This window comes from Mycobacterium hippophais (assembly GCF_027529605.1).
Taxonomy (GTDB): Bacteria; Actinomycetota; Actinomycetes; order Mycobacteriales; family Mycobacteriaceae; genus Mycobacterium; species Mycobacterium arseniciresistens.
The window spans coordinates 169204-193297 of record NZ_JAPZPY010000006.1 but is presented as its reverse complement, the minus strand read 5'-3'; the positions used below and the strand labels follow the sequence as shown (position 1 = coordinate 193297).

The 24094-nt window shown below is 67.0% G+C and carries 24 protein-coding genes; 9 read left to right on the top strand and 15 right to left on the bottom strand.

Annotated features, from left to right (window positions below; translation table 11 throughout):
• Positions 1-323 precede the first annotated feature (323 nt).
• Positions 324-3410, top strand: a complete 3087-nt coding sequence (locus O6P37_RS15325; RefSeq protein WP_269894895.1) for a replicative DNA helicase — start codon at positions 324-326, stop codon at positions 3408-3410.
• A gap of 139 nt (positions 3411-3549) precedes the next feature.
• Here O6P37_RS15325 and O6P37_RS15320 read toward each other — a convergent pair whose 3' ends face one another.
• The 5 genes from O6P37_RS15320 to O6P37_RS15300 form a co-directional block, all read right to left on the bottom strand.
• A complete protein-coding gene (locus O6P37_RS15320; RefSeq protein WP_269894894.1) occupies positions 3550-3939 on the bottom strand; it encodes a hypothetical protein in 390 nt (129 codons plus the stop codon).
• Positions 3940-4097: 158 nt separating this feature from the next.
• Complete coding sequence (locus O6P37_RS15315; protein WP_269894893.1) at positions 4098-4700, bottom strand: CIA30 family protein; 603 nt, start codon at positions 4698-4700, stop codon at positions 4098-4100.
• A 53-nt stretch (positions 4701-4753) separates the two neighbouring features.
• Complete coding sequence (locus O6P37_RS15310) at positions 4754-5221, bottom strand: DUF4174 domain-containing protein (RefSeq protein WP_269894892.1); 468 nt, start codon at positions 5219-5221, stop codon at positions 4754-4756.
• 13 nt (positions 5222-5234) lie between these two features.
• Entirely contained in the window at positions 5235-6173 is a 939-nt protein-coding gene (locus O6P37_RS15305; RefSeq protein ID WP_269894891.1) for an alpha/beta fold hydrolase, read from the bottom strand.
• Positions 6174-6567: 394 nt separating this feature from the next.
• Complete coding sequence (locus tag O6P37_RS15300; protein WP_269894890.1) at positions 6568-7122, bottom strand: TetR/AcrR family transcriptional regulator; 555 nt, start codon at positions 7120-7122, stop codon at positions 6568-6570.
• 126 nt (positions 7123-7248) lie between these two features.
• On the opposite strand from O6P37_RS15300, the gene O6P37_RS15295 reads away from it, so the two are divergent.
• The gene (locus O6P37_RS15295; RefSeq protein ID WP_269894889.1) at positions 7249-7866 is read left to right on the top strand and encodes a molybdopterin-dependent oxidoreductase; all 618 of its coding nucleotides are present in this window, start codon (positions 7249-7251) and stop codon (positions 7864-7866) included.
• 64 nt (positions 7867-7930) lie between these two features.
• Here O6P37_RS15295 and O6P37_RS15290 read toward each other — a convergent pair whose 3' ends face one another.
• On the bottom strand, positions 7931-8401 hold the full coding sequence (locus O6P37_RS15290) for a DUF4174 domain-containing protein (protein ID WP_269894888.1): 471 nt from the start codon (positions 8399-8401) through the stop codon (positions 7931-7933).
• A 146-nt stretch (positions 8402-8547) separates the two neighbouring features.
• Between O6P37_RS15290 and O6P37_RS15285 the strand changes: the two genes are divergently transcribed.
• The 4 genes from O6P37_RS15285 to O6P37_RS15270 all read left to right on the top strand — a co-directional run bounded on the left by O6P37_RS15285 (position 8548) and on the right by O6P37_RS15270 (position 11705).
• Positions 8548-8697: a hypothetical protein gene (locus tag O6P37_RS15285; protein WP_269894887.1), complete on the top strand. Its 150-nt coding sequence runs from the start codon at positions 8548-8550 to the stop codon at positions 8695-8697.
• Between the two features lie 70 nt (positions 8698-8767).
• Positions 8768-9814 (top strand): dihydroxyacetone kinase subunit DhaK, encoded by a 1047-nt coding sequence (locus O6P37_RS15280; protein ID WP_269894886.1) that lies wholly within the window; start codon positions 8768-8770, stop codon positions 9812-9814.
• On the top strand, positions 9811-10473 hold the full coding sequence (locus tag O6P37_RS15275; RefSeq protein ID WP_269894885.1) for a DAK2 domain-containing protein: 663 nt from the start codon (positions 9811-9813) through the stop codon (positions 10471-10473). The genes O6P37_RS15280 and O6P37_RS15275 overlap by 4 nt, the downstream gene beginning before the upstream one ends.
• A 140-nt stretch (positions 10474-10613) precedes the next feature.
• A complete protein-coding gene (locus O6P37_RS15270; RefSeq protein WP_269894990.1) occupies positions 10614-11705 on the top strand; it encodes a coiled-coil domain-containing protein in 1092 nt (363 codons plus the stop codon).
• 3 nt (positions 11706-11708) lie between these two features.
• Here the strand turns inward: O6P37_RS15270 and O6P37_RS15265 are convergent, their stop codons facing one another.
• The 8 genes from O6P37_RS15265 to O6P37_RS15230 form a co-directional block, all read right to left on the bottom strand.
• The gene (locus O6P37_RS15265; RefSeq protein ID WP_269894989.1) at positions 11709-12470 is read right to left on the bottom strand and encodes a DUF1906 domain-containing protein; all 762 of its coding nucleotides are present in this window, start codon (positions 12468-12470) and stop codon (positions 11709-11711) included.
• Between the two features lie 145 nt (positions 12471-12615).
• The gene (locus O6P37_RS15260) at positions 12616-14127 is read right to left on the bottom strand and encodes a serine hydrolase domain-containing protein (RefSeq protein ID WP_269894884.1); all 1512 of its coding nucleotides are present in this window, start codon (positions 14125-14127) and stop codon (positions 12616-12618) included.
• A gap of 67 nt (positions 14128-14194) precedes the next feature.
• Positions 14195-16324 carry a DNA gyrase subunit A gene (locus tag O6P37_RS15255; protein WP_269894883.1) on the bottom strand — a complete coding sequence of 710 codons (2130 nt, stop codon included), beginning with the start codon at positions 16322-16324 and terminating at the stop codon, positions 14195-14197.
• 9 nt (positions 16325-16333) lie between these two features.
• The gene (locus O6P37_RS15250) at positions 16334-18367 is read right to left on the bottom strand and encodes a toprim domain-containing protein (RefSeq protein ID WP_269894882.1); all 2034 of its coding nucleotides are present in this window, start codon (positions 18365-18367) and stop codon (positions 16334-16336) included.
• Positions 18368-18530: 163 nt separating this feature from the next.
• Positions 18531-18812 carry a hypothetical protein gene (locus tag O6P37_RS15245; RefSeq protein WP_269894881.1) on the bottom strand — a complete coding sequence of 94 codons (282 nt, stop codon included), beginning with the start codon at positions 18810-18812 and terminating at the stop codon, positions 18531-18533.
• A 126-nt stretch (positions 18813-18938) separates the two neighbouring features.
• On the bottom strand, positions 18939-19871 hold the full coding sequence (locus O6P37_RS15240; RefSeq protein ID WP_269894880.1) for a serine hydrolase: 933 nt from the start codon (positions 19869-19871) through the stop codon (positions 18939-18941).
• A 74-nt stretch (positions 19872-19945) separates the two neighbouring features.
• Entirely contained in the window at positions 19946-20266 is a 321-nt protein-coding gene (locus O6P37_RS15235) for a DMT family transporter (protein ID WP_269894879.1), read from the bottom strand.
• Positions 20263-20886: an FMN-dependent NADH-azoreductase gene (locus tag O6P37_RS15230; protein WP_269894878.1), complete on the bottom strand. Its 624-nt coding sequence runs from the start codon at positions 20884-20886 to the stop codon at positions 20263-20265. Before O6P37_RS15230 ends, O6P37_RS15235 begins: the two co-directional genes overlap by 4 nt.
• A 24-nt stretch (positions 20887-20910) precedes the next feature.
• On the opposite strand from O6P37_RS15230, the gene O6P37_RS15225 reads away from it, so the two are divergent.
• Positions 20911-21567, top strand: coding sequence for a TetR/AcrR family transcriptional regulator (locus O6P37_RS15225; protein ID WP_269894877.1), 657 nt, complete (start codon positions 20911-20913; stop codon positions 21565-21567).
• A gap of 3 nt (positions 21568-21570) precedes the next feature.
• Here the strand turns inward: O6P37_RS15225 and O6P37_RS15220 are convergent, their stop codons facing one another.
• A complete protein-coding gene (locus O6P37_RS15220) occupies positions 21571-22599 on the bottom strand; it encodes an aldo/keto reductase (RefSeq protein WP_269894876.1) in 1029 nt (342 codons plus the stop codon).
• Between the two features lie 89 nt (positions 22600-22688).
• Here O6P37_RS15220 and O6P37_RS15215 point away from each other — a divergent pair, with 89 nt between their 5' ends.
• Positions 22689-23342, top strand: a complete 654-nt coding sequence (locus tag O6P37_RS15215; protein WP_269894875.1) for a TetR/AcrR family transcriptional regulator — start codon at positions 22689-22691, stop codon at positions 23340-23342.
• Between the two features lie 84 nt (positions 23343-23426).
• On the top strand, positions 23427-24089 hold the full coding sequence (locus O6P37_RS15210; RefSeq protein WP_269894874.1) for a DNA-binding protein: 663 nt from the start codon (positions 23427-23429) through the stop codon (positions 24087-24089).
• The last annotated feature ends 5 nt before the right edge of the window (positions 24090-24094 follow it).

Here is a 24094-nt window from a genome sequence, read left to right as displayed (position 1 = left end):
CAACCCGGCACGACACGCCGAAGAACTTTCCATCCACAACACTGCACGTCCCCTGTGATGCGCTTATCTGCGGATTTATCCGGATAACGAACGAGATTCCACAGGTTGTCCCCAGCGACTCAACATGGCCGTCCAGCGATATCCACACACCATCCACAGGTCTATGCACAGGGCGGGTATCGGGTGCCCCCAGCAACGCCTAACGTGATCGTGCGCGGAGCGGTTCGGGGGTTCGCCGACGTGAGTTGTCGGGGGGCGACCTTACAGTCGCGATAGACAACGATCGAACCTGCGTTCGAGCCGATCTGGGGGAGGGTGGCGCCGTGGCTGTGGTCGACGACCTCGGGCATTCGGGCATGGATGGCGCCCCGCCCAGCGAGGACTTCGGCCGCCAACCGCCGCAGGACGCCGCCGCTGAGCAGGCAGTACTGGGCGGAATGCTGCTGAGCAAGGACGCGATCGCCGACGTGCTCGAGAAGCTGCGGCCCGGCGACTTCTACCGGCCGGCGCACCAGAACGTCTATGACGCGATCCTCGATCTCTACGGCCGCGGCGAGCCCGCCGACGCGGTCACCGTCGCCGCAGAGCTGGACCGCCGGAGCCTGCTGCGGCGCATCGGTGGTGCGCCGTACCTGCACACGCTGATCTCCACGGTTCCGACGGCCGCGAACGCCGGGTACTACGCCGGCATCGTGGCGGAGAAGGCGTTGCTGCGCCGCCTGGTGGAGGCGGGCACCCGGGTGGTGCAGTACGGCTACGCCGGCGCGGACGGCGCCGACGTGAGCGACGTAGTGGACCGCGCGCAGGCCGAGATCTACGACGTCACCGAGCGGCGCGCCTCCGAGGACTTCGTCGTCCTCGAGGAACTGCTGCAGCCGACGATGGACGAGATCGACGCGATCGCCTCGCAGGGCGGTATTGCGCGCGGTGTTCCGACGGGCTTCACCGAACTCGACGAGGTGACCAACGGGCTGCACTCCGGGCAGATGATCATCATCGCGGCGCGTCCGGGCGTGGGGAAGGCGCTGGCCCTCGACACACCGCTGCCGACGCCGTCGGGATGGACGACCATGGGCGACGTGGCGGTGGGCGACGAGCTGCTGGGCGCCGACGGTGAGCCGACGCGGGTGGTCGCGGCCACCGAGGTGATGCTGGCAAGGCCTTGCTACGAGGTCGAGTTCTCCGACGGAACGGTGATCGTCGCCGATGGGCAGCACCAGTGGCCGACGGGATACGGGGTGCGCACGACGGTCGAGTTGCGCAGCGGGGTGGACACCGTTGCCGCGGCGGGGTCGATGGCGCCCTATGCCGGGCGGCGAGGAACGGCCCTGATGGCGCCGGTGCTGCAGATCGACGCCGTGCGGCGAGTGGATACAGTCCCGGTGCGGTGCGTGGAGGTCGACAACCCGGGCCACCTATATCTCGCCGGCCACGGCATGGTGCCGACGCACAACTCGACGCTCGGGCTGGACTTCATGCGGTCTTGCTCGATCAAGCACCAGCTGCCGAGCGTCATCTTTTCGCTGGAGATGAGCAAGTCCGAGATCGTGATGCGGCTGCTGTCCGCCGAGGCGAAGATCAAGCTGGCCGACATGCGTTCGGGCCGGATGAGCGACGACGACTGGACGCGGCTGGCGCGGCGGATGAGTGAGATCAGCGAGGCTCCGCTCTACATCGACGACTCGCCGAACCTGACAATGATGGAGATCCGGGCCAAGGCACGGCGGCTGAGCCAGAAGGTCGGCCTGCGGATGATCGTGGTCGACTACATGCAGCTGATGTCGTCGGGCAAGAAGTACGAGTCCCGTCAGCAGGAGGTGTCGGACTTCTCGCGAAGCCTGAAGCTGATGGCCAAAGAACTCCATGTGCCGGTGATCGCGATCAGCCAGCTGAACCGCGGGCCGGAGCAGCGCACCGACAAGAAGCCCATGGTGTCTGACCTTCGTGAATCGGGCTGCCTGACGGCGAACACGCGAATCCTGCGGGCGGACAACGGCGCAGAGGTCACGTTCGGTGAACTGATGGCCACCGGCGAGCGGCCGCTGGTGTGGTCGATGGACGAGCGCAAGCGCATGGTGGCGCGGCCGATGACGAACGTGTTCTACAGCGGCCACAAAGAGGTGTTCAAGGTGCGCCTGGCGTCGGGGCGGGAGGTGGAGGCGACGGCGAACCACCCGTTCATGACGCTGGACGGCTGGACGCCGCTGGGTGAGCTTGAGGTTGGGGCACGGGTGGCGGTGCCGCGTCGGGTGCCCGAACCGGTGCAGACGCAGCGGATGGCCGATGACGAAATCGTCATGCTGGCGCACATGATCGGCGACGGGTCGTGCGTGAAGCGCCAGCCGATCCGATACGCGAGCATCGACGAGCAGAACCTGCGGGCTGTGACGAAGGCGGCTCAGCACTTCGGGGTGACGGCGGTGCGCGACGAGTACCCCGCGGCACGAGTGACGACACTGCGACTGCCGGCGCCGTACCGGCTGACGCACGGCAAGCGGAACCCGATCGCGGCGTGGCTGGACAAGCTGGGGCTGTTCGGCAAGCGGAGCCACGAGAAGTTCGTACCTGACGAGGTTTTCGCGCTCCCGAACGATCAGGTGGCGTTGTTCCTGCAGCACCTGTGGTCGACGGACGGCTCGATCCGCTGGGACTACAAGGTTCAGCAGGGGCGGGTCTACTACGCATCGACGAGCCGTCGACTCGTGGACGATGTGGCGCAGTTGCTGCTGCGGCTGGGCGTCTTCAGCCGTATTTACCGGGCGCACAAGGCCGGGTACCGCGACAGCTGGCACCTTCAGATCGTCGGCGCCGAGAACCAGGTGCGCTTCCTCCACGTCGTCGACGCACACGGCGAGAAGTTCTTCGCGGCTCGGGAAGTGCTGACGCAGCTGGCGCAGATCGAGCGACGGGCCACGTCGGACACGGTGCCGGTCGCAGTGTGGGCCAGGGTTCGGCAGGTCTTGGTGCAGCAGAAGATGACGCACCGAGAGTTCGCGGCGGCGATGGGCACGCAGTTCTGCGGTTCGACGATGTGGAAGTCGGCGCCGGGCCGGAAGCGTCTGCACCGAGCGGCGGCGCTACTCAAGGATGCTGAGCTGCACGACCTCGCGACCAATGACGTGCACTGGGATTCGATCGTCGAGATCGAGAGCATCGGCATGCAGGACGTGTACGACGGCACGGTGCCCGGCACACATTGCTTTGTCGCACAGGGGATTACGCTTCACAATTCGCTCGAGCAGGATGCCGATATGGTGCTGCTCTTGCACAGGCCGGACGCGTTCGAGCGCGACGACCCGCGCGCTGGCGAGGCGGACCTGATTCTCGGCAAGCACCGCAACGGCCCGACGAAGACGATCACCGTTGCGCACCAACTGCATTTGTCGCGCTTCGCCAACATGGCGAAGTAGTTTGCGGCTCGGGCGGAGGGATCCAGAAACATCTTCACGGGCACTCGGGGTGCGCCACGACGCTCGTGAGATGAACGTGAGTGGGTCTGTCGGACAGTGGTTCTCGTGCCAACTGCCGTTGTCCGACCCCACCGCACAACTAGCAGGGAATGGGAATGCCCGTGAACATGTCCCTGCCGGTGCACTCGGCCGCCGCTCCCGGCGGAATGTTCGGGCCATCCCAGACACTGCTGCCCTCGACGGTGATCTTCGAATCCGAGTACCGATAGGTGACGGGGTCCAGCGGGCCGACCCAGACCTTATGCGCCACGTTGCCCATGCCCGATTTGACGTACTGCCACGTGTGACAGACGTTCATGTCCCACTGATACATGGCACCGGGCCCAGGCGGATTGTGCATGGACATCCCCGGGCACCACTGGTGTGGCTGCGAGGGAATGGCTTGGGCGGCTCCACTTCCCATGCTCAGGCCTGCGGCCGCGAGACCTACTGACGTCAGCGCCGCGGCGAGTATCCGTGTGATTGGCATGATCGTGTTCCTCTTCCTCCACGCACCGCTTCGGTGACGGCGCCATCCCGTGAAGTACACCGCGGCAGAATGTCTACCGATCCCAAGACACCACGGCCGCGGCAGTTACGCGCCGATTTCACACAAATAAGGCCTCGACCGGCGAGACGGGCGGGTCCTCAGGTCGTGGCGTCGATCGCGGTGACGGTGAGTTCGAACGGACCCTGCTGTTTATCGACAATGTAGACCGACACCTGATCGATGCCTGACGAGTCCAGAGTCTGAGGCGCGTCCGGTGCGGGGTCGAGGCGCATCCCCACCGGCTCGAAGCCGTCAATGGGCAGTTCGTAGGTCCGCAGAACTGCGGGCTCTGTGCGGAATCGCTGGATGTAAGACCATTGCCGTGCAACGGTGCTCACCTTCACCAGGTAGGTCTTGCCGTCGCCCACAGCATGTACGCGAAGCGACGTTGCGCCTGTTGCTCGTCGTCCGATCTCGGTGTCCTCCGGACTGCGGGCCGAGGCGAACCCGCCCTCGTTCGCCAGCGAGATCTCGCCGGAGAACACGAGGCCGCCGTCGTCACCGAACGTGATGCGCGAGGTGGACATCCCGCCCATGACGGGATCGTTGACCGTGGTCCAGGTGGCCACCTCGCCGGCATCGTCGAGGTCGACGAGAAGCTCGCCGGCTTCTTCAGACAGCGATGCCGGGGCGGACGAAAGAGGGGCCTCCGACCCGTTCGCGTCGGACGATGGCGCGGCGCCGCACGACACGGCGAGCACGGCCGATGATGCGAGTACCAGACCGCTCAGGCACCGTCGAATCGTCCCCGACATCAACACCGAATTGCGGCACTCGTCTCGCGGCCTCGCATGGGCATACCGTCGATGACGGCATAGATTCTCCGGAGATCGGGCACGTCGTCGACGCGCAGTTTCTCGGTGCCATCCTTGCCGATCAACGCCACCGCGAAGGCGTTGTCACCGACCGCGTACTCGTCGGCCAGCCGTCGAGACTCCTCGGCAGTGATGACCTGACTGTCCAGCGTGCTCGTGCCCTCGGTCACCACGAGGCCGAGCACCATGTCGCGGTCGGCGAACTCACATCGACTGGCCTCGATACGGGCCAGAGTCTCGAGGAGCCGGGGGTCGCCTTCCGTGGGCGCGAACACGAGTAGGGGCCGACGTTCCCAGAGATAGTCGTCGAGTCCGACGGCCCCGGCCGTAGCTGACCCGAGAGCGCTGGCTGACAGAAAAACCGCGAGGACGAGCGCCAACCGCACGCCACTGCGCTTGACCGACATAGTGATGATGACTCTACGGCTCAACGACGAATTCGACCCCGGCGGTGATGGCGGGCCGGTGGCGCAGGATCCGGTAGTGAGCCAGCCTGCCGAGGCCCTTCGTGGTCAGCAGGCGCGCGCCCGGCCACATCGCCGCGAGTCGCTGACTGGCCGCATACGGGGCATCTGGGTCGTCAGGATCGTGGATGACGAGCAGCGGCGGGAAGCCGGCGCGCCGGCCGACGTGGTCCATGTTCGTCTCGTGCAGTGGCATACCGATCCGTTTCTCCAGTCGGCGTTGAAGCCCGGCCCGAATCCGGCGGCCGAAATTGTGCCGCGCCGCGAACAGGTCCAGATACAGGGGAAAATCGCCCATCGGCGAGAGAAGAACCAATCGCCCGACCCTGGCGCCCTCGGCCGCCGCGCACACCGTGGCGTTCCCGCCGAGCGAGTGCGCCACCACCGCGTGGGCCTGCCCGTGGGTCTCGATCATGGCCTTGATCGCCTCAGCACACTCGACCGACGTCGTCCGCCCCGGCGCGAGCTCGCCCGGGTCGGACTCGTTGTGACTGGGCAGGTCGAACGCGATGACGCGGTACCCGGCTGCCACCAGCGGCTTGACGAACATCGCCAGATGCGGTCGTCGGCCGCCCCAGCCGTGCACCAGATAGACCGGCGGTCCCTCGCCCCACTCCTCACCGACCACCCGGTGCCCATCCCAGTACGCGTAGAGCGGCTTGCCCGGCGGCACACCCGGCGGCAACCGCAGAGCCGATTCCATGACCGGCGGGGTGCACCACAACTCCACAGCCCAACGGGAGCCCAAGCGGGGTGCGAGCCACTCGAGCAGGCGGAACCGCCTGCGGACGTCGTCGGCGACAGGCGGAAGAATCTCGGAGCCGACGACATCGAGTGGGGGTATCTCACCTGCCGGGACCAACTCCGACGCTCGGTCAGACTCTCGTTCTGTCATGGCCGGCGATCAGGTCATGTGGTGGCACGCGGCGACCTTAGCAGCGTCGAATCGGCGGCCGAGGCTCATCCACCTCGCCTGTATCGATCAGCGCGGACCTGGTGCCGATGACCGACCCAGAACGTCATCGACTTCCCGGTTGAGCGAAGCGCAGACGGGGCACTCGCACCCCAGGCATTCCGCCGGGACGAGCGCCGCGGCGCTACGAGGAGGAACGTCGGACCCAATGAAGGTCCGCGTGACCACGAAGGTGTCGACACCGATCACGAGGCCTACGTTGACGAAGACAATGCACCCCATCCCGGCGACGCCAACGAGGCCGGCTGACGCAGAGACGACGACACGGCCGCGGCGTACCTCGGTTGCTGAACGCCGCGGCCCTGGAGTGTGCGGGTCATGCCCACGACTCGCTGAGCAGTCGATCGACCGCGAGTTTCACCATCTGTGACCGCGTTCTGTCGCCGGGCTGAGCAGCGATGAACGGGCTTCCGATGAACAACGAGAAGGTCAGCATGCTGCGGGCGTCGGCATCGTCGTCGTCCGCGCAGATCTGTTTGAACAGTGACCGCAAGTAATTCATGCGGCGGTTGTCGACCCGGCGCAGTCGACTTGCCACGTCGCGATCGCGGCGTGACCAGTCTCGGACGGCCAGCTCTACAGCGATGTCGACAGACGAGGCCAGCTCGAAGAGGTGCCGCAACCTGGCTCGGGGATCGGCAGGCTGGCTCTCGATGAGGGCGATGACGTTGTCCACCATCGTGGTCTCCCAGCTGTTGAGCATCTCGTCGAGGAGTGCCTGGCGATCGCTGAAATGCCAGTAGAAGCCTCCTTTGGACACGCCCAACTTCGTCGCCAGCGCCTCGACCCGCACAGCATCGGGGCCGCCTGCGGACAGCGCTTCCAGTGCGGCATCGACCCATGCGCTGCGTGGAGTCCGGACATTGGCCATGTCTATCTATACGAAACCGTATTGACGCACGCAAGGAATCCCACCTAATATCCATACGATGCCGTATGGATCGAGGAAAGTAAGGCGCCCGACCGTGGGCGGACGTGGCGCGGAGAGGTGATTGTCGTGACGCTTCCTCCAGGCCAACGCGCCGTCGGCGGCTTTCCGCGCTTCGGCGCACACCTTCACCAGCCTCCTCCCGCCGTTCCAGTCGATCCTGTGATCGAGCTCATGAAGCTGCCCCGCCGGCAACTCACGGCCGACTTCCATTGCGTTGCCGGATGGTCCGCCACCGATCTGCGTTGGGAGGGCGTCGCGTTCGAAACCTTCTATCGCAGAATCATCGAGCCGATAGTCGTGCCGGGCACTGTGATCACGCATGTCGTCTTCGGTGGTCTGGACGGCTACCGCTCAGTCGCGTCGATCGAGGACATCCTTGCGGAGGACGTACTCATCGCCGATCGCCTCGACGGCGGTCCACTCAACGGCGACCATGGCGCGCCCGTCCGACTGGTCAGCCCGAGTCAGTACGGATTCATCAGTACCAAACACCTATGCAGCATTGAGGTGCGTACCGCCAAGCCGACGAAGAACATGGGCGCCGCACACCGGATCAGCCATCCGCGGGCGAGGGTGTGGCAGGAGGAACGTCACCCCTATCTCCCGGGCTGGCTGCTGCGGCCCGTTTACCGGCTTCTCATCGCGCCGATCGCGGCGTTGAGCGCGCGGGGTGGCCAGGGGTGAACCGAGGGCGACCGTGTGGGGTCGGCAATTTCCCGACAGATCAACGCATTCGCGCCGGTGGACATCAACACCGACCCGGATCGGCACTCATTTCGCGGCTTCGCATGGGCATACCGTCGATCAGGGCATAGACAGCTTGAAGATCCGGTGCCTCGTTGACACGCAGCTTCTCGGCGCCGTCTTTTCCGATCAACAGCACCGTGAAGGCGTTCTCAGCGATCGCGAACTGGTTCACCAGTCGCTTTGATTCACCGGCGTCGACAGCGTGACCATCGAGCGCGCTGTTGCCTTCGGACACCACCAGACCGAGCACCATGGCACGGCTGACGAAGTCGCATCGCGTCGCCTCGACCCGGCTCAGCGTTTCGACGAGCCTGGGATCTCTGTCCGTAGGCGCGAACACCAATAAAGGGCGACGCTCCCAGCGATAGTCACTGAGTTCGGTAGCCGCGGCAGGAGCTGATCCGAGCGTCGCGCTCGCGACCAGAGCAACGAGCATGAACGCCAATCGCCGAGCACTGCTCTTCACCGCCATGGTGATTCTCGACCTTACCGACGCACGCTCGGTTGTCGAGGTGCCGAGGACTCGTCACCGCGGTTCAGCACAGCGCGGACGGGGCACTCCTGCACCGATCTACACCTGGTCGGGGCGAGCCCGCCGGATGAAGAGAGGACGAGCACATGACAATGCCAAGCGACGCTGCAGACGCGATCGAGACCCACGGGTCGAACGAAGGTCCACGCGATCACGACGGTGTCGATACCGAACACGAAGCCCATGTGGATGACGACAACGTTCCCCATCCCGGCGACGCCAACGAGTCCGACTGACGTAGAGACGACGACATGGCCGCGGTGTCGTTCGGTCACTGACCGGCATCGCCAGAGGAGAATCGGGACGATGTCACCGCCAACCGCAGCATCGACGGGCCACTTCCATCCCGACGACGGCGACCCGGTTCCGGTCGCGCTTTGCGGTTTCGCCCGGGCCCACCAGCAATTCGTCGAACTCCACGCGTCGCCGGCGTTCTTCACTGCGCGCCATCGCAACCCCCGACGCGTCGTCGGCCTGGTATCCGGTGGCGGTTCGGGGCATGAGCCGTTGCACGCCGGGTTCCTCGGCGAGGGCATGCTCGACGCGGTGGCCCCCGGCAAGGTCTTCGCCTCACCGCACAACCGGCAGGTGCTGGAAGCCAGCCGGCACGCCGCGGGCAGCGCCGGCGTCCTGCACGTCGTGAAGAACTACACCGGGGACCGGATCAACTTCGGCATCGCCGCCGAACGCCTCCGGCTCGAAGGCATCGAGGTCCAGCGCGTCCTCGTCGACGACGACCTTGCGACCGAGAGCACCGACACCGCAACGGGCCGCCGAGGAACCGGCGCCACCGTCGCCGTCGAGAAGATCCTCGGCGCCGCCGCTGACGAGGGCGCCGGGATCGACGATCTCGCGGAATTGGGCGCGCGCGTCGCGGCCGCGAGCAGGAGCATCGCCGTTGCGTCCCGGGCGCAGACCACGCACAGCGGGAATCCGGCGTTCGAGATCGACCCCCACGAGCTCGAATACGGCGTCGGGATTCACGGCGAACGAGCAGCCTCCACGGTGAGCAGGCCGACAACGCCAGAGTTGGTGCGACGCATGACCGATCAGATCCTCGATGCGTTGCCGCCTGGTGGGGACGTGATCCTGATGGTGAACGGACTGGGCGCGGTCACACTCTTGGAGCTCAACGTGATCTTCGAGTACGCAGCGCAGGAAGTCGAAGCCCGTGGCGGTCGGATCGCAGGCAATCTGGTCGGGACGTATGTGCCCGCGCTGGACATGCGCGGCTTCTCCGTCACGATCACGCTAATCGACGATCAGCTCTTGTCGCTCTGGGAGGCCCCAGCTTTCACTCCATCTTTTCCGAACCGATCGGTCAGCACGTCGACAGTAGGAGATCGGCGATGAGCACCGCTGGCGACGCCGCAACGGATCTCGAGCGCGACATCGTGACCGGGTTCGCCGACGCGGTCGCGGCAGCCTACGACTGCCTCACCCGGTTCGATCAGCACAGCGGGGACGGCGATTTCGGGGACAATCTGCGAGGCGGGGTCGGCGTTGCAATGCAGCGACTCGAAGACGCGTCGGAGTCACCGCTGTCCGTACTGGGCGAGGTGTTCCTCGACGAAGTGGGTGGTACCTCCGGCCCGCTGCTCGGTCTGCTCTTCACCGAACTCGCCGTAGCGGTCGCCGATGATCCGGGCGCGGCCGACGCGTGGGCCGACGGCCTCACCGCCGGGCTGTCCGCGATCGTGCGGGTGGGGGAGGCCGCGACCGGCGACCGAACCATGGTCGATGCCCTGAGCCCGGCAGCTGAAGCACTCTCCAAGACCGGCGAGTTCACATCAGCCGCCGAAGCTGCGGCGAAGGGGGCACGGGGGACCGCGTCCATGCGGGCTCGGATGGGCCGGGCCAGCTACGTCGGCGACCGAGCAAAAGGTGAACCGGACCCAGGAGCTGCCGGCGTCGCCCTGTTCCTGTGGGTGGTGGCCAGCGTGCTGACACGGTCATCGGTCACCCCGCCACTGGACTGCGGACTCGACGAACTCGCGCTCGGGCGGCGCTGACGAGGGTTCCGGATACGGTCAGCGGCGCCCAATAGGTCCGCACGTTCGGACGGGTGGACATCGTCGGTGACAGTTCGTACCCTTGCCCGCGAGAGCCAGGCCAAGATCAAGTCCTCAACCAAAGGATCGTGACAATCCGCGTGACCGGGGTGCGTGACCTCCTTCGGCGAACAGTGTGCGGAGTGGCGACCGCGGTCCTGGTCCTGGCCGCGTCTGTGGGGGGCGTCAACGCTGACCCGGCGGCCGACGCGTTGTCCAAGCTCAACGAGTTGTCCCAGCAGGCCCTGAAAACCCGCGAGGCCGTCACGACGGCCCAGCGGGATGCCGACGCCAGACTGGCCGAGCAGGCCGCCGCCACCGACCGTCACCGCGCCGACCTGGCGGCCCTGGAGGTCGCGAACACCCAGCTGCGGCCCCTCCAGTCGGCCGCCGACCGGATCGCGGCGATGAATTACATGAGTGGGCGTGACGGTCAGATGGCGGCGGTCCTGTCCGCGACCTCGCCCCAACAGCTGATCGACCAGTTGTCGCTGCAACGGACGGTCGGCTCGACCATCGCCGATCAGATGAAGGCGTTCCAGTCAGCCCGTGAGCGCGCGGCCACCGCTGCCCAGGCGTCGCAGCGATCGGCCGCCGACGCCGCTGCCGCGGCCGAGTCGGCCGCCGCGGTGCGCAAAGAATTGCAGGCCAAGTTGACCGAACTGCTGCGTCAGATCGCCGCCGCGGAGGCGCAGTACGCGGCGCTGACACCGCAGCAGCGAGCGATCGTCGACAGCGCGCCTCCGCCGACCGCGCCCGCTCCGCCGATCGCCGCGCCGCCCGGCGTGCCCCCCGGCGACGTGGCTCCACCCCCTGCGGCTGGCGTCCCGGAGATCCCGGAGGCCCTGCCCGTCGGCGTCGCGTCAGAGGCCGGGTTGCAGCCCAACACCGTCCTGGCCGCCAGGGCCGTCAGCCATCAGTTCCCCCAGATCGCTGAGATCGACGGAGTTCGGCCGGACTCGAAGCCGTGGCACCCCAGCGGACTGGCGATCGACATCATGATCCCCAACCCCGAGAGCCCCGAAGGCATCGCGCTCGGCGACCAGATACTCGCCTTCGCGATGAGCAATGCCGCCCGGTTCGGGTTACAGGACGTGATCTGGCGCGGCACGTACTACACCCCGGCCGGCCCGCAGGCATCGGGTTACGGCCACTACGACCACGTGCACATCACCACGACGCCACGCCGCTAGACCTCACGGGTGCAGATTCCACTGGCCGCAGTCCTGCGCCAGTACGTCGTTGACGTCGACACGGATGCCGCCGACCACCGGACCCGGATTCGAGGCGGTGTCGATGATGCGCTGGTACAGGACCGCGCCGGGATAGATCTGACCGTTCGACCATGACCGGGTCTGCCACGCCCACACTTTGCCGGGTGACTTCGATCTTCCGATCACACCGTCGGCCGCCGCCCACTGGCATGGTCTGATGCCGGCGTAGATCCCGGTACGCAGCTCTCCGATCACCGAATTGATTCCGCGAAACCACGGCAGCGCCAGCCTGTTCCATGTCTCGCGGTCGATGTCGTCGTCGACGCTGAAGAAAATCGGGGCGCTCCGGCCGCCGCCCGCAGCGGTGTGGAGCTGCCACGCAGTGCGCGCGTCGGCGACGCCTCCGGCGTACCCGCGGGTGAAGTCCGACGGCGCCGTCCCGCCGGGCTTGCCGTACTGGTAGTTGCTGACGATGACCAGTCCGGCGGCGTTCAGCGACTGCGCATACGGCAGGGTGATCGGCTTGGCGCCGAACGACGAGCCCGGCCGCGAGGTCGAGACGTAGTTGATCACCCCGGCGTGGCCGGCGGCCCTGATGTCCCGGGCCGGGATCTGACGCATCGCGAAGTCGATCAGCGTCGGAGCGGCGGCCGCTGCCGTCGGTGCGCCGGCACCGGTTGCCGCACCGAGTCCGGCCAGCGCCGACGCCGCGGCGGCATAGCGCAGTGCGTCACGCCGGGAGATCGACACGGGGCGATGTTACCAATGTGACAGCTGTGATTTGAGCTCATCACCGGCGCGGCGGCCAGTTCGTTGCCCCGAGGGGACGCGCGGAGCCGACGGATTCATCCGCAGCAGCATGTGAAGACAACACGACGAGGAGTCCGACCTAGGTGCCGTAGAGATGGAGGGCACGTGCGGTCTCGGTGGCCACGTGACCGCTCAGTTTGGCAATCGGTGGACCGCCGCGCTGATGGATCACATTCGCGAGGACGATCACGTAGGTGTCAGATCCCGGATCCATCCACAACGTGACTCCGGTGAACCCGGTGTGGCCGAAGCTACCGATGGGAAAGACGGCGCCGCGTGGTCTGGAGTGGGCAGTGTCGATGTCCCAGCCGAAGCCGCGCAGATCATGTCCCGGTATTGCCGGGTAGTGCGCAGCCAGCAGTTGATCTGTTGTGGTGAAGACCGTTTCGGTGGCCTCGTTCGCCGCCTGGACCTGGCCGGCATGGTGCCCGGGTTGCTGCGGAGTCGTCATCATCTGCACGCTCGCCTGCCTCAGCGGAAAGGTGCTCGGGCGGTTGGCGAGCCGGTCGAGAAGCGCCTGCGCGTAGAGGCCCACATCGTGCACCGTCGTGAACACTCCGGCGCTCCCGGCCACCCCGCCCATGCGGCGTGCCGTCGGGTCGTGCACGGTCCCGCGAAGCGGGTGACCGTAGTCGGGGTTGATGCCCGGAGTGTCCTCGTCGAGAGCTGTCGGTGCGATGCGCCCCAGCAAGTCGGTGCTCCACGCATCCGCCGGGCAACTCCCCACCGTCGGTCCCCGGGGATCCAGGGCGATCGCCGTTCCCCGGATCCGGTGTGGGCCGCACGCTTTGGTGGCCGGGAGGTAGTAGGTGTCTGACATCCCCAGTGGTCCGAACACGTTGTGCTCAATGTAGACATCTTCGGGCTCGCCGGTGATCTTCTCCAGCAGCGCGCCCAGGATGATGAAGTTGATGTCGGAGTAGTGGAAGCGTTCTCCGGGAGTGAAGACCACCCACGCGGCGAGCGCACGGCGAACGCCCTCCTCCTTGTCGGCCTTGTCCAGACCCCACGGACCGTCCAGGCTCAGGTCCCCCGCTATGCCCGAGGTATGGGTGAGCAACATGCGCAGAGTGACCTGCGCGCGGCGCGGATCGTCGGCCGGGTTGAAGTCGGGAAGGTACGCCTGCACCGGTTCGTCGATCCGAACCCGGGCATCTTCGTGGAGCTGCATGACGGCGGTCGAGGTCGCGAGGCTCTTCGTCAACGAGGCCAGGTCGAAGATGGTGTCCTCGGTCATCGGCTCTGCCGGGGCGGGTGACCCGTCCAGCCCCGGTTCGCCGGCAAGCTTGCGCGAGCCGAAGGCCTGGCGGAAGACGATCTTGCCTTCGTGCCCGACCTGGACGACGGCGCCGGGTAGCCGCCGCGCCGCGACGGCGTCTTCGATGAGCCGGGAGACGGAAGAGAAGTCTCCGGTCGGAGTCACTTCAGCGACGGCGGGTGCCGGCGACGGGGTAGTCGGAGCGGTCGTCCTCGGTGTGCCGGTGTCGAGCGGTGGAGACGCAGTATGTCCGCATGCCGGGGCCGCAGCGAAAGTGCACACCACGGTTCCAACCGCGAAGAGCCGGGCAAGGCGCGAGCGTGACACCGTCACCCGGTCGACGGTAGCCGGGCGCAGTGCCGACAGCACGGGATCGACCGCGATTGCCTGGCGGCGAGCTTTACCCCGCAGGCGTCACGTCGCTGCCGGAACCCTTGACGGAAGCCTTGGCACGCTTCTCGGCTCGCACCGCCCGCTTCCCGCGCACATACCCGGTCGGCGAGACCGCGGCCGCCAGCAGCGCGGTCTCGCCGCCGACGAACGGGTGGAATCCGACGCCGGCGCCACCACGGCCCTTCACCGGGATGTCGGCGACTTCGGTGACCTTCCAGCCCTTCTCAGAGATCGACAGGATCGCCTCGCCGTTCTCGCATGTGAGCGGCAGCGCGGCGATCACCTCGTCGCCATCCGCGGCCAACTTCACTCCGGCCACGCCGTTGCCGGCCGCGCCCTGAGGATTCACCGCGGTGGGATCGATCCGCAGCACCTTTCCGCGTCGCGTCACCAAGGCCAGATGCGACCCGGGTGCGAGGACCCCTGACTGCACCAGCCCGGTGATGTCCGGTGCCACCGGGATGTCGCGGATCTTGAACGGCAGACCGTTCCCGTTGGTGAACTTCACCCGACCGTCGGTCCACACCGCCCAGCCCAGACCCGAGGTGAGCAGCTCTCCGTGCCGGTCGGAGAACACGCCGCGGTCATCGAGCCGCCAGGCCGTGTTGACCTTCCGCTCACGGGAGCCGTCCTCGTCGGATCCGGACACCGTCGGTGTGGCGTCGACGTCGAGCACGGTGCGGCGGTCGAATTCAGCCCCCTTGAACAGTTTCGCCGTTTCCACCAGCTCTTGGTCGATCACCACCCGCCGCGCATCGGGATTCGACACCAGTTCGGTGAGTTCGACGAATTCGGCGTCCAGCTTCTCCGCTTCGGCCTGCAACTCGATGACGTCGAGCTTCGTCAGCCGGCGCAGCTGCAGCGCCAGAACGTAATCGGCCTGTTCGGTGTCGATCGCGAACCGCTCCTGCAGTCCCTGCCGGGCCTCGTCGACGGTGTCGGAGCTACGAATGATCGCGACGGCGGTATCTATGTCGAGATGGATCTTCATCAGGCCCGCGACCAGGTGGCGGCGCGCGGTGACCTTCTCCAGCCGGTACTGGCTGCGGTGCAACACCACCGAATCACGCAACGAGAGGAATGCCGCAATCAGCTCACGCACCGACCACCAACGCGGCACCCGGTTCTCGTCGAGTGCGACCAGACTGGCAGCGAACGTCGACTCCAGCGGTGTCAGGGCGAGCAGCTGCTCACGGATCGTTTCGGCACTGTGACCGCGTTTGGCCGTGACGAGGATGCGCAGCCCGTTGCGGCGGTCGGTCAGATCCGACATGTCCGCGACCCCGGGCAGTTCGCCCGAGTCGACCAGAGCCCGGATCCGTTCCTGCACAGTCGCGCTCGCGACACCGGGTGGCAGCTCGGTGACGATGACGTTCTTGCCGTCCACGGACACCTTGCCGCGCACCGTGAATGCGCCCCGGCCGGTGGTGATGTACTCCCGCAGCCCGGTGGCGCCGACCACGCTCGCGCCGCAGCCCCAGTCCGGGCCGGGAATCAGTTTGACCAACCTGTCGTCGGTCATGTTCGGGGTTTTCAGCAGCGCTCGGCAGGCCGCCATGATCTCCCGCGGATTGTGTGCGGGCACCTTGGTGGCCCAACCCTCGGCGATGCCGACGGCACCGTTGCACAGCAGCACCGGCCACTGCGCCGGCAACACCGTCGGCTCGATCCATTCGCCGTCGAACGTGGAGACCATCGGCACCGCGTGGTCTGCGAGTTCGGCGGTCAGTGCCGCGCCCGGCGCCGACAACCGCATCTCGGTGTAGCGGTCCGCCGCGGGGATGTCGCCCTGGATGCGCGGAAAGGCACCCTGCCCGTCGATGACTTTCACGCGCTGGAACTCGGCGGCCATCAGCGCCGCGGCCCCGTACATGGAGGCACCGCCGTGTGGGTGCAGATTGCCGGTGACGGCCGAGCACACCTTGGAGGACTTCTGCGGCTTGTTTCCGGGCAGCAGTCTGGAGTCGTACATCTGATACAGCAGACGGCGCTGCCCCGGCTTGAGACCGTCGAAGGCGGACGGGATCGCGCGGTCACTGACGCTGTAGAGGGCGAAGGTGAGCTGGTAGTGGTTCCAGTAGTCGTCGGCACTCTGGTCGAGCACCAGGTCGGGATTCTGCTCGATGATGGCGGTCACGTTGTACTCCTACTCGAGGTCCAGAGCAGCGGTGTCGATGCGCGAGGCCACATCGGCCATCCACGTGCGCCGGCCTTCTGGCGGTCCGCCGAACAGAGTGTGGTGCAGCTTCGGGTCGCCGTCATCGAGGTGCACCCGGATCACGGTGCGCCGCTGCGGATCAAGCACGGTGTTCCAGAAGTCGTCGGCGTCCATCTCGCCCAGACCCTTGTTCCGCTGGACCTCCACCTTGCGTTTGGATGTGGCCTTCATCCGTGCGACGGCGGCGTCACGTTCGGATTCGTCCTGGCAGTAGATCCGCTGCTGGCCGTCCTTGACGACGAACAGCGGCGGCAATGTCACGTAGATCATCCCGGCCTTGACGAGTGGGCGGTAGAAATCCAGGAACATCGAGATGAGGCTCGAGTTGATGTTGCCGCCGTCGGGATCGGCGTCCGAGGCGAACAAGATGCGGTCGTAGCGGCACGATTCCGGATCGCAGTTGTCACGAACCCCGCAGCCCAGGATCCGCTCGATGGAGTCGAACTCGTCCTTGACCCTGGCCTTGCTCAGGGTGAAGCCGTAGACGTTGGGCGGCTTGCCCTTCAGCGGAAAGGCCGCCTGGAAGGTGGCGTCGCGCGCCGCCTTGATGGTGCCCAGTGCCGAGTCGCCCTCGCACAGGAACAATTCGGCTCCTGACCCACGTCCGGTCTCCCGACTGGGTAAGAGCTTGGGCGGCAGCGACAGGTTGGTTCCGAGGCCCTTGGCCTTCGACGCCGCTCGGGACCGGGCTTTGGCGCCTTCGGCGCTGCGCCGAGCGCGGGCCGCCTCGAGCGCCATTTTGGTCCACAACGACACCGCGTCGCCGTTGCTGGGGTTGGCCGCCCAGATGGTCACGCTGCGTGCCACATCCGGAACCATCGCGACGTTCAGCGACCGCGAGGACACCGCGGTCTTGGCCTGCGAGTCCCATGACACATCGGGCGCGCGGGTGTCCACGGCCAATGCGGTCACCGCGGCGAAGTCCTGGGCCTCCGGGCCGTCCTCGCCTTTGGCCAGGCCCAGATCGCGCATGCGCGACGCGCGGTCGGCGAGTGCTTCGGACAGCCCCTTCACCGCAGCGTTCAGGTGCGAGCCACCGCCGGGCGTTCGCACGGTGTTGCAGAACGCGGCGACGGTGGCGGGCTCGGCGGGTCCGGCCGTCATAGACCAGCGGAAGGGGGTCGGGCCGCGCCCGGTGGTGTATTCGCCGCGGCCCTCCACCACCGCGCGCACGCCGGGTACGGGCGTGCCTGCGGCGGTGCACATGAGGTCCAGCAGAGTGGCGGTGCCCCACGGGCCGGTGAACGGCTCGGTCAGCTCGGGCCGAACCTCCTCGCCGGGCCAGCCTTCGTCGGTGACGGTCAGGTGCACTCCCGGCGACATCCGGGCGGCGGCGTGCGCGCGGAGCAGCACCTCGTTGATGTCCACGCTCGAGTCCGGCACCACGGCAGGGTCGAACAGGATGCGCACCGTGGTGCCGTGCGCGTCGGGCTTGCGGTTGCCGGAGCCGCGCAGCTTCTGGGTGTCGGCACGGGTGAACGGGGCGTCCGGGTCGAACTCCTTGCCCTCGAACACGCCGGGATAGCCGCCGCCGAAGCTCTGCAGGTAGGTCTTGCCCGCGCGGTGGACCGTCACGTCGGTACGCGCGGAGATGAACACCGCTGCTGCGGCGCCGATTCCGTTCAGGCCGGCGCCGGTGCTCGTAGCGTCGGTGTGCGCGGAGAACTTGCCACCCGCCCGTGCGGTACCGAGTGTCTTGACGATCCCGTTCTTCCCGTTCACCGGGTCGGAGTCGACGGGCAGACCGCGGCCGTCGTCAGCGACGCTGACGGAACCGTCGGCATGCAGGGTGATGGTGACGCGTGCCCCACCGTGGCTGGGGTCGGCGACCTCTTCGATCGCGTTGTCCACCAACTCGCGCAGCGCAGTGTTGAGCACGTCCAGGCCGAGGTTCACCGCGGGCCGCAGGCGCGTGTGCTGGACATCGTCGAGCTCGGTGATGTCGGCGGCGGTGTAACTCACTGCTCGTTCCTTTCATCGGCCACGGGTGTGCCGCAGGAATCGTAAACGGCCGGTCGGACAACTCCGTGCAGCCGCGGCGGTGTGAGAGCCGACTGCGGCACCACACCGCGGACGAAGAGCTCCGCCGCCACTGCGGGGCGTGATCAACGCTTCGGAAGCGTCCTCAGCCCTCAGCAGCTCGGCTGTGACGTCCGCGGCCCCTCGACAGGGGTTGAAGGTTGACTTGCACGAACAACAAGAGGTCGAGCACGGTGAGCACGGCCAGGACATAGCTCATCGGCGGGTGGCTGAACGGTAGGTAGAGGATCAGCGCGCAGAGAGAGGCCAACATGACCATCTGTCCCACCGTCGCCCACAGACCGCGGCGAATCAGCACGATGAGCACTGCGAGATACAGCAGTGGCAACAGCACCCACCAGTAGTCAGTCCACGCATTACTGAGCATCGCCCCGTCCCGCCCTCCGGAATTCTCAGCCTAACCCGGTGCATCGCGGGTGTGACTCGCCAAATTCCGGCGACAATCCGCGAGTGGTGCCGTCGGGTTCCGCGGCGAGTCAACCGTTTTCGACGGTCAGATCTTGCCGCCCGGGAACATTGTCTTGACGGCCGCAGTGATGTTCTCGCGCGCCGCGGCCTCGCTGGTGGGATCCAGGGAGCCGATGGCCATCACGTAGCGGCGTTCGGATCCGATCGCGCCGGTGGACACGTGCAACTGGTTGGCGCCGTTCCAGCAGCAGAACCAGCCCTGCTTGACCGCGACCGGCTCGGCGTAGAGCCCTTCGGGGATGCCGAACCGTTGCGGATATCCGTCGTTCCCTGTCGGTGTGGATTGCGCGAGGTTGCTGATGATGACATTCGCCTGTTCGGGCGGCAGCCCGCCCGTGCCGTCCAGCAGCATGTCGTAGTAGCGGACCAGATCGCTTGCGGTGCTGGTGGTCACGTCCCAGTGGCCGTTGTAGGGCGCCGTCGTGCCCGACAATCCGTACCGCGCCTTGATGCGGGCGATGACGGCGTTCCCGCCGCTGCGATCCCAGAAGTTCTGGGCGGCGCTGTCGTCGGAGGCGCGCAGCATCGTGTCGAGCGACGTGCGGTCGGCATCGGAGAGCTGCGTCTTGCCCTCGGACTCCTGCAGCAGCAGGTCGTCGGCGATGAACAGCTTGACCACCGATGCGATCGGGAAGGGCTTGTTGTCTCCGTTCGAGACGATCTGACCGGTGTTGCGGTCCATGACGACGGTCTCGATGTCGGCCCCGGATGCGGCCGCGTCGGCCGTGGCCTGGCGGACGCGGGCGTCGAGGCCGTCGAAGGAGGCCGTCGGTTGCGCAGGTGGCGCCTCGGGCATCGCCGGGACAGGGGCCTGCGGAGCGGCCACCGGCGCCTGCGGAGTGTTTTCCGCAGCCGGCGGCGAACCCCACACCTGGGCCTCACAGCCGGTGACGAGCAGCGCCGCCACACCGACGATCGCCAATCTCGTCATCGCCCATCCAGGCAGTCGCTGACGCATCAATCTCCTCCGAGCCGATCCTGACCCAGGGGGTATCCCCTGCGCCACCTGTTAATCAGGCTAATCGAATCGGCTCAGTTCGACGCGGCCTGCAGTATGACGACGCCGCTGACGACGAGGGTGATGCCGGTGAGTCGCAGCGCTGTGATGGGGTCGCCGTAGATCAGGATGCCGAGTGTGACGGCGCCGGTGGCTCCGAGGCCGGTGAACACGGCGTAGGCGGTGCCCACCGGTATGTCGCGCATGGCGAGGGTGAGCGGGTAGACGGCCGCGACGGCGAGTGCCAGGCAGAGCAGTGTGGGAAATGGTCTGGTGAAACCTTCGGTCGGTTTGATGCTCTGCGACCACGCCACTTCCGCCAGCGCCGCGGTCAGCAGCCAGCCCCACGCAGTCATCGGGGTCGCCGCGGTGCGAGTGCTTCGGCGAGCAGTTGGACCGCGCGGTTCGCCGAGTCCTGGTCTGGTGTGAGCGTCTGCATTCGCAGTTCGTGGATGTCGGTGATGCCGCAGTATTCGAGCCACCACCGTAGGTACGTCGACTGGTGATCCACACCGAAGGCCGGGGTCAGGCCTGGTGCGTACACCCGGCTGGTGTACATCGTCACCGCGCGCCTGCCGCCGAGCAGGCCGCGGTAGCCGGTCGCCGGATCGAAGGTGAAGGCGACGCCGGGTTGTGTGATGGTGTCGATGAAGAGCTTGAGTGACCATGGGATGGCGCCGTTCCACATCGGCACCGCGAAGACCAGTGTGTCGGCGAGTTGCACGCGCGCCGCCACGTCGAGCACCTCCGCCCAGTCGCCGGCCGCTTCCGCCGGAACCGGCTGTCGTGCGATCACCGCCATCTTCGCGTCGACTTGGCGCTGGCCGAACGGGGCGAGGTCGGAGAACGTGTTCAGGCGGTCCACCTCGACGTCGGCACATCTCTTGCGATAGGCCTCGAGGAACCGGTTGGCCAGACGTAATGAACGAGAGTCTTCGCCGCGGGGTGAGGCGTTGATCAGCAGCACTCGATTCATCGGACTCCTTCAATGTGCGGAACTGTGTTCCGCGAGTGCAACGCGAAGGTCCGGAACGGTATTCCGCAATATGCTGACGACATGCCGGAAACAGGGTCGACCGGGTGGCAGCCCCAGCGTGATCTCGCGGCACGCAACGAAGCGAACGTGCTCGACGCCGCGCGTGCACTGCTGCGCGGGCCCGACGCCGGCGACGTCGACATGCGGGTGATCGCCCAGCGAGCCGGCGTGGGCGTCGGAACGCTGTACCGAAGGTTCGGTGACAAGGCCGGGCTACTGGCCGCGTTGGTCGGCGGTGATGAGCGGACCTTGCAGGAAGCGATACTGTCCGGGCCTCCGCCTCTCGGCCCCGGCGCCCCTGCCGGCGACCGGATCACCGCGTTCCTCGACGCGCTGGTGTCGCTGACCGAGCGCAACCTCGGCGCGCTCCTGGTGACCGACGCGATCCCGCCGGGGCGGCTGAAGCTGGGCGCCTATCAGGGGTGGCGGCTGCACATCGTCACGCTTCTGCGGGCAGCTCGGACCGATCTCGACGCAGCGAACGCCGGCTGGCACGCCGACATGCTGCTGGCAGCGGTGGACCCGCAGCTCTACGCATATCAGCGCCGCGACTTGAAGATGAGCAAGCGACGCATCGCGACGAATGCCAAAGGGCTTGCAGCTGCAGTCATGCGGACATGAGCGTCAGACCATGGGAGGGTTGAGCGTCGCGAAACCTTCCTGCCGGTAGTAGGGGAAGTAGGGATACGGCGCGTCGACCGCGCTGGCCCGGTCCAGCTGTCCGACCTGCTCGGCGGTCAGCCGCCATCCGGCTGCCCCGAGGTTCTGAACCAATTGGGCCTCGTCGCGGGCGCCGATGAGGACCGACGACACCGTCGGCCGGCCGAGCAGCCAGTTGAGCGCGACCTGCGCGACCGTGTGCTCGGACTCCTCGGCGACGATCTCCAGTGCGTCGACGATCGTGAACAATCGCTCGTCGTCGACGGGCGGTCCCGCGTCAGCGGTGGTGTGCAGGCGACTGCGCTCGGGTAGCGGTGCGCCTCGACGGATCTTGCCGGTCAGCCGCCCCCACCCGAGCGGACTCCACACCAGCGCGCCGACGCCCTCCTCCCGAGCCAGCGGCATCAACTCCCACTCATAGTCGCGGCCGGCGAGCGAGTAGTAGACCTGGTGTGCCACGTACCGCGGGCGATTGCCGGAATCCGCCTGTGCGAGTGACTTCATCAATTGCCATCCCGCGAAGTTCGATGCTCCCACGTAGCGGATCTTGCCCTGCGTGACGAGTGTCTCCAGTGTCTGCAGCACCTCGTCGATCGGCGTGAAGGCGTCATAGCCGTGCAGCTGGAACAGGTCGATGCGATCGGTGTTCAGGCGGCGCAGCGCGGACTCGACCGCCCGCAGCAGCCGAGATCGGGAGGTGCCCCAGTCGTCCGGCGAGGTGGGCAACGCAGCCTTGGTCGAGATCACGACCTCGTCGCGGATTCCGCGCAACGCCGCCCCCAGCACCTCCTCCGATGCGCCGTCGGAATACACGTCGGCACTGTCGAACAGCGTGACTCCGGCGTCGAGGCATCGCTTGACGATGCGCCGGGCCGCCTCGACGTCGGTGTCACCCCAGGCGCCGAAGAACTCACCGACTCCGCCGAAGGTGGCGGCACCGAAGCCGATCTCGGACACCACCAGGCCGGAATCGCCTACTCGTCGATACTCCATGTCGCTCCTTAACAAGACGATGTTCTCTTTAAACGGCCATCGTCAACAACAAGCGTTATCGGGAACGCATTCCCGTTAGCATGGGCGGCATGACCGGAATGTCACGGCCTGGTGGGCGGAGTGCCGCGGTACGGACGGCGGTCCTGGGCGCGACAACCGACCTGCTGGTCGAAGTCGGTCTGGATGCCGTCGAGCTCACTGCCGTCGCCGATCGTGCAGGCGTCGGGCGGTCGACCGTCTACCGGCGGTGGGGATCGGTGGCCGCGTTGATGGCCGACCTCCTGGCCGATATGGCCGAGACGTCGGTGCCGCGCGCGGACACCGGGTCGCTCCGCGGCGATCTCCGCGCCAACGCGGCACTCGTCCGTCGCACTCTGTCGTCCGGTCGCCAGGGACGGTTGTTCAAGGCGATCATTGCCGCCGCCACCTACGACGACCGCACCGCGGAGGCGCTGTCGGAGTTCTATGCCCGCCGGATCGCCGAGTGGTCGACGTGTGTCGACGACGCAGAAGCCAGGGGGGAGGCACCCCTTGGCACCGACTCCGCGGCGGTGATCCGGCATGTGTCAGCGCCGCTCTATTACCAATTCTTGACCAGCACCCGACGTCTCACCGAGCGCGACGCCATCCGGGCCGCGGACGCGGCGCTGGCCGCCGTGGCAGCCGGTGTCTTCGCCTCGCCGATGAAACCCGCCGCAGCCCGGCCAAAGGCGAACCGCAGCCGGTCTCGATCTGGCTCCTGACCGCTGAGCGTGTCGATGAGCCGGCGCGTTTGTTTCCGGATAAAAGTAGGTACCTGAGTGCAAAGGAACAGGGGTGAGGTGCGTATGACCAAGGACAGTCCGGGCATCGGGCGCAGGCTGCGGCAGGGAGCAGAACAAGCCGTCAAAGCGACCGTCGACGTAGTCAACAGCACCATCGGCTCAGCCGCGAAGCGGGCCGGTCGCGCAACGTCGAAGGGTGACGGCGCGTCGACCGCTGAGAAACCGAAGCCGCCGAGCACGGCGGGCAAGGCCAAGGCGGCTGCATCACAGGCCCGGAAAGCCGCGCCCGTGACGAAGTCCGCCGCGCGCACGGCGAAGAAGGCGCCGACGACCCCAGCCGCGAGTCCCGCGAATGTTGCTCCCGCGAAGAAGGCTGCCTCACCGCCGGCCAAGAAGTCAGCACCCAGGACGGCCTCGGCGGCGAAGAAGTCAGCGCCCAAGACCGCTGCTTCGTCGACGTCGACACCCACCCCGGCGAAGGCCACGCCGGCGAAGAAGGCAGCAGCGAAGCGCGCGCCCAGTCCCGCCAAGAAGGCAACAGGGCAGGCGGCGGCGGGGGCGGCGGCGGCGCCGGCCAAGAAGGCGTCGACGCCGGCCAAGAAGGCGGCGACGCCGGCCAAGAAGGCGGCGGCGCCGGTCAAGAAGGCGGCGTCAAAGGCGGCCAAGCAGGCGGCGAAGGCGACCGGCACAGCGCCGGCGAAGAAGGCGGCCAAACGGAGCACGTGATCCGC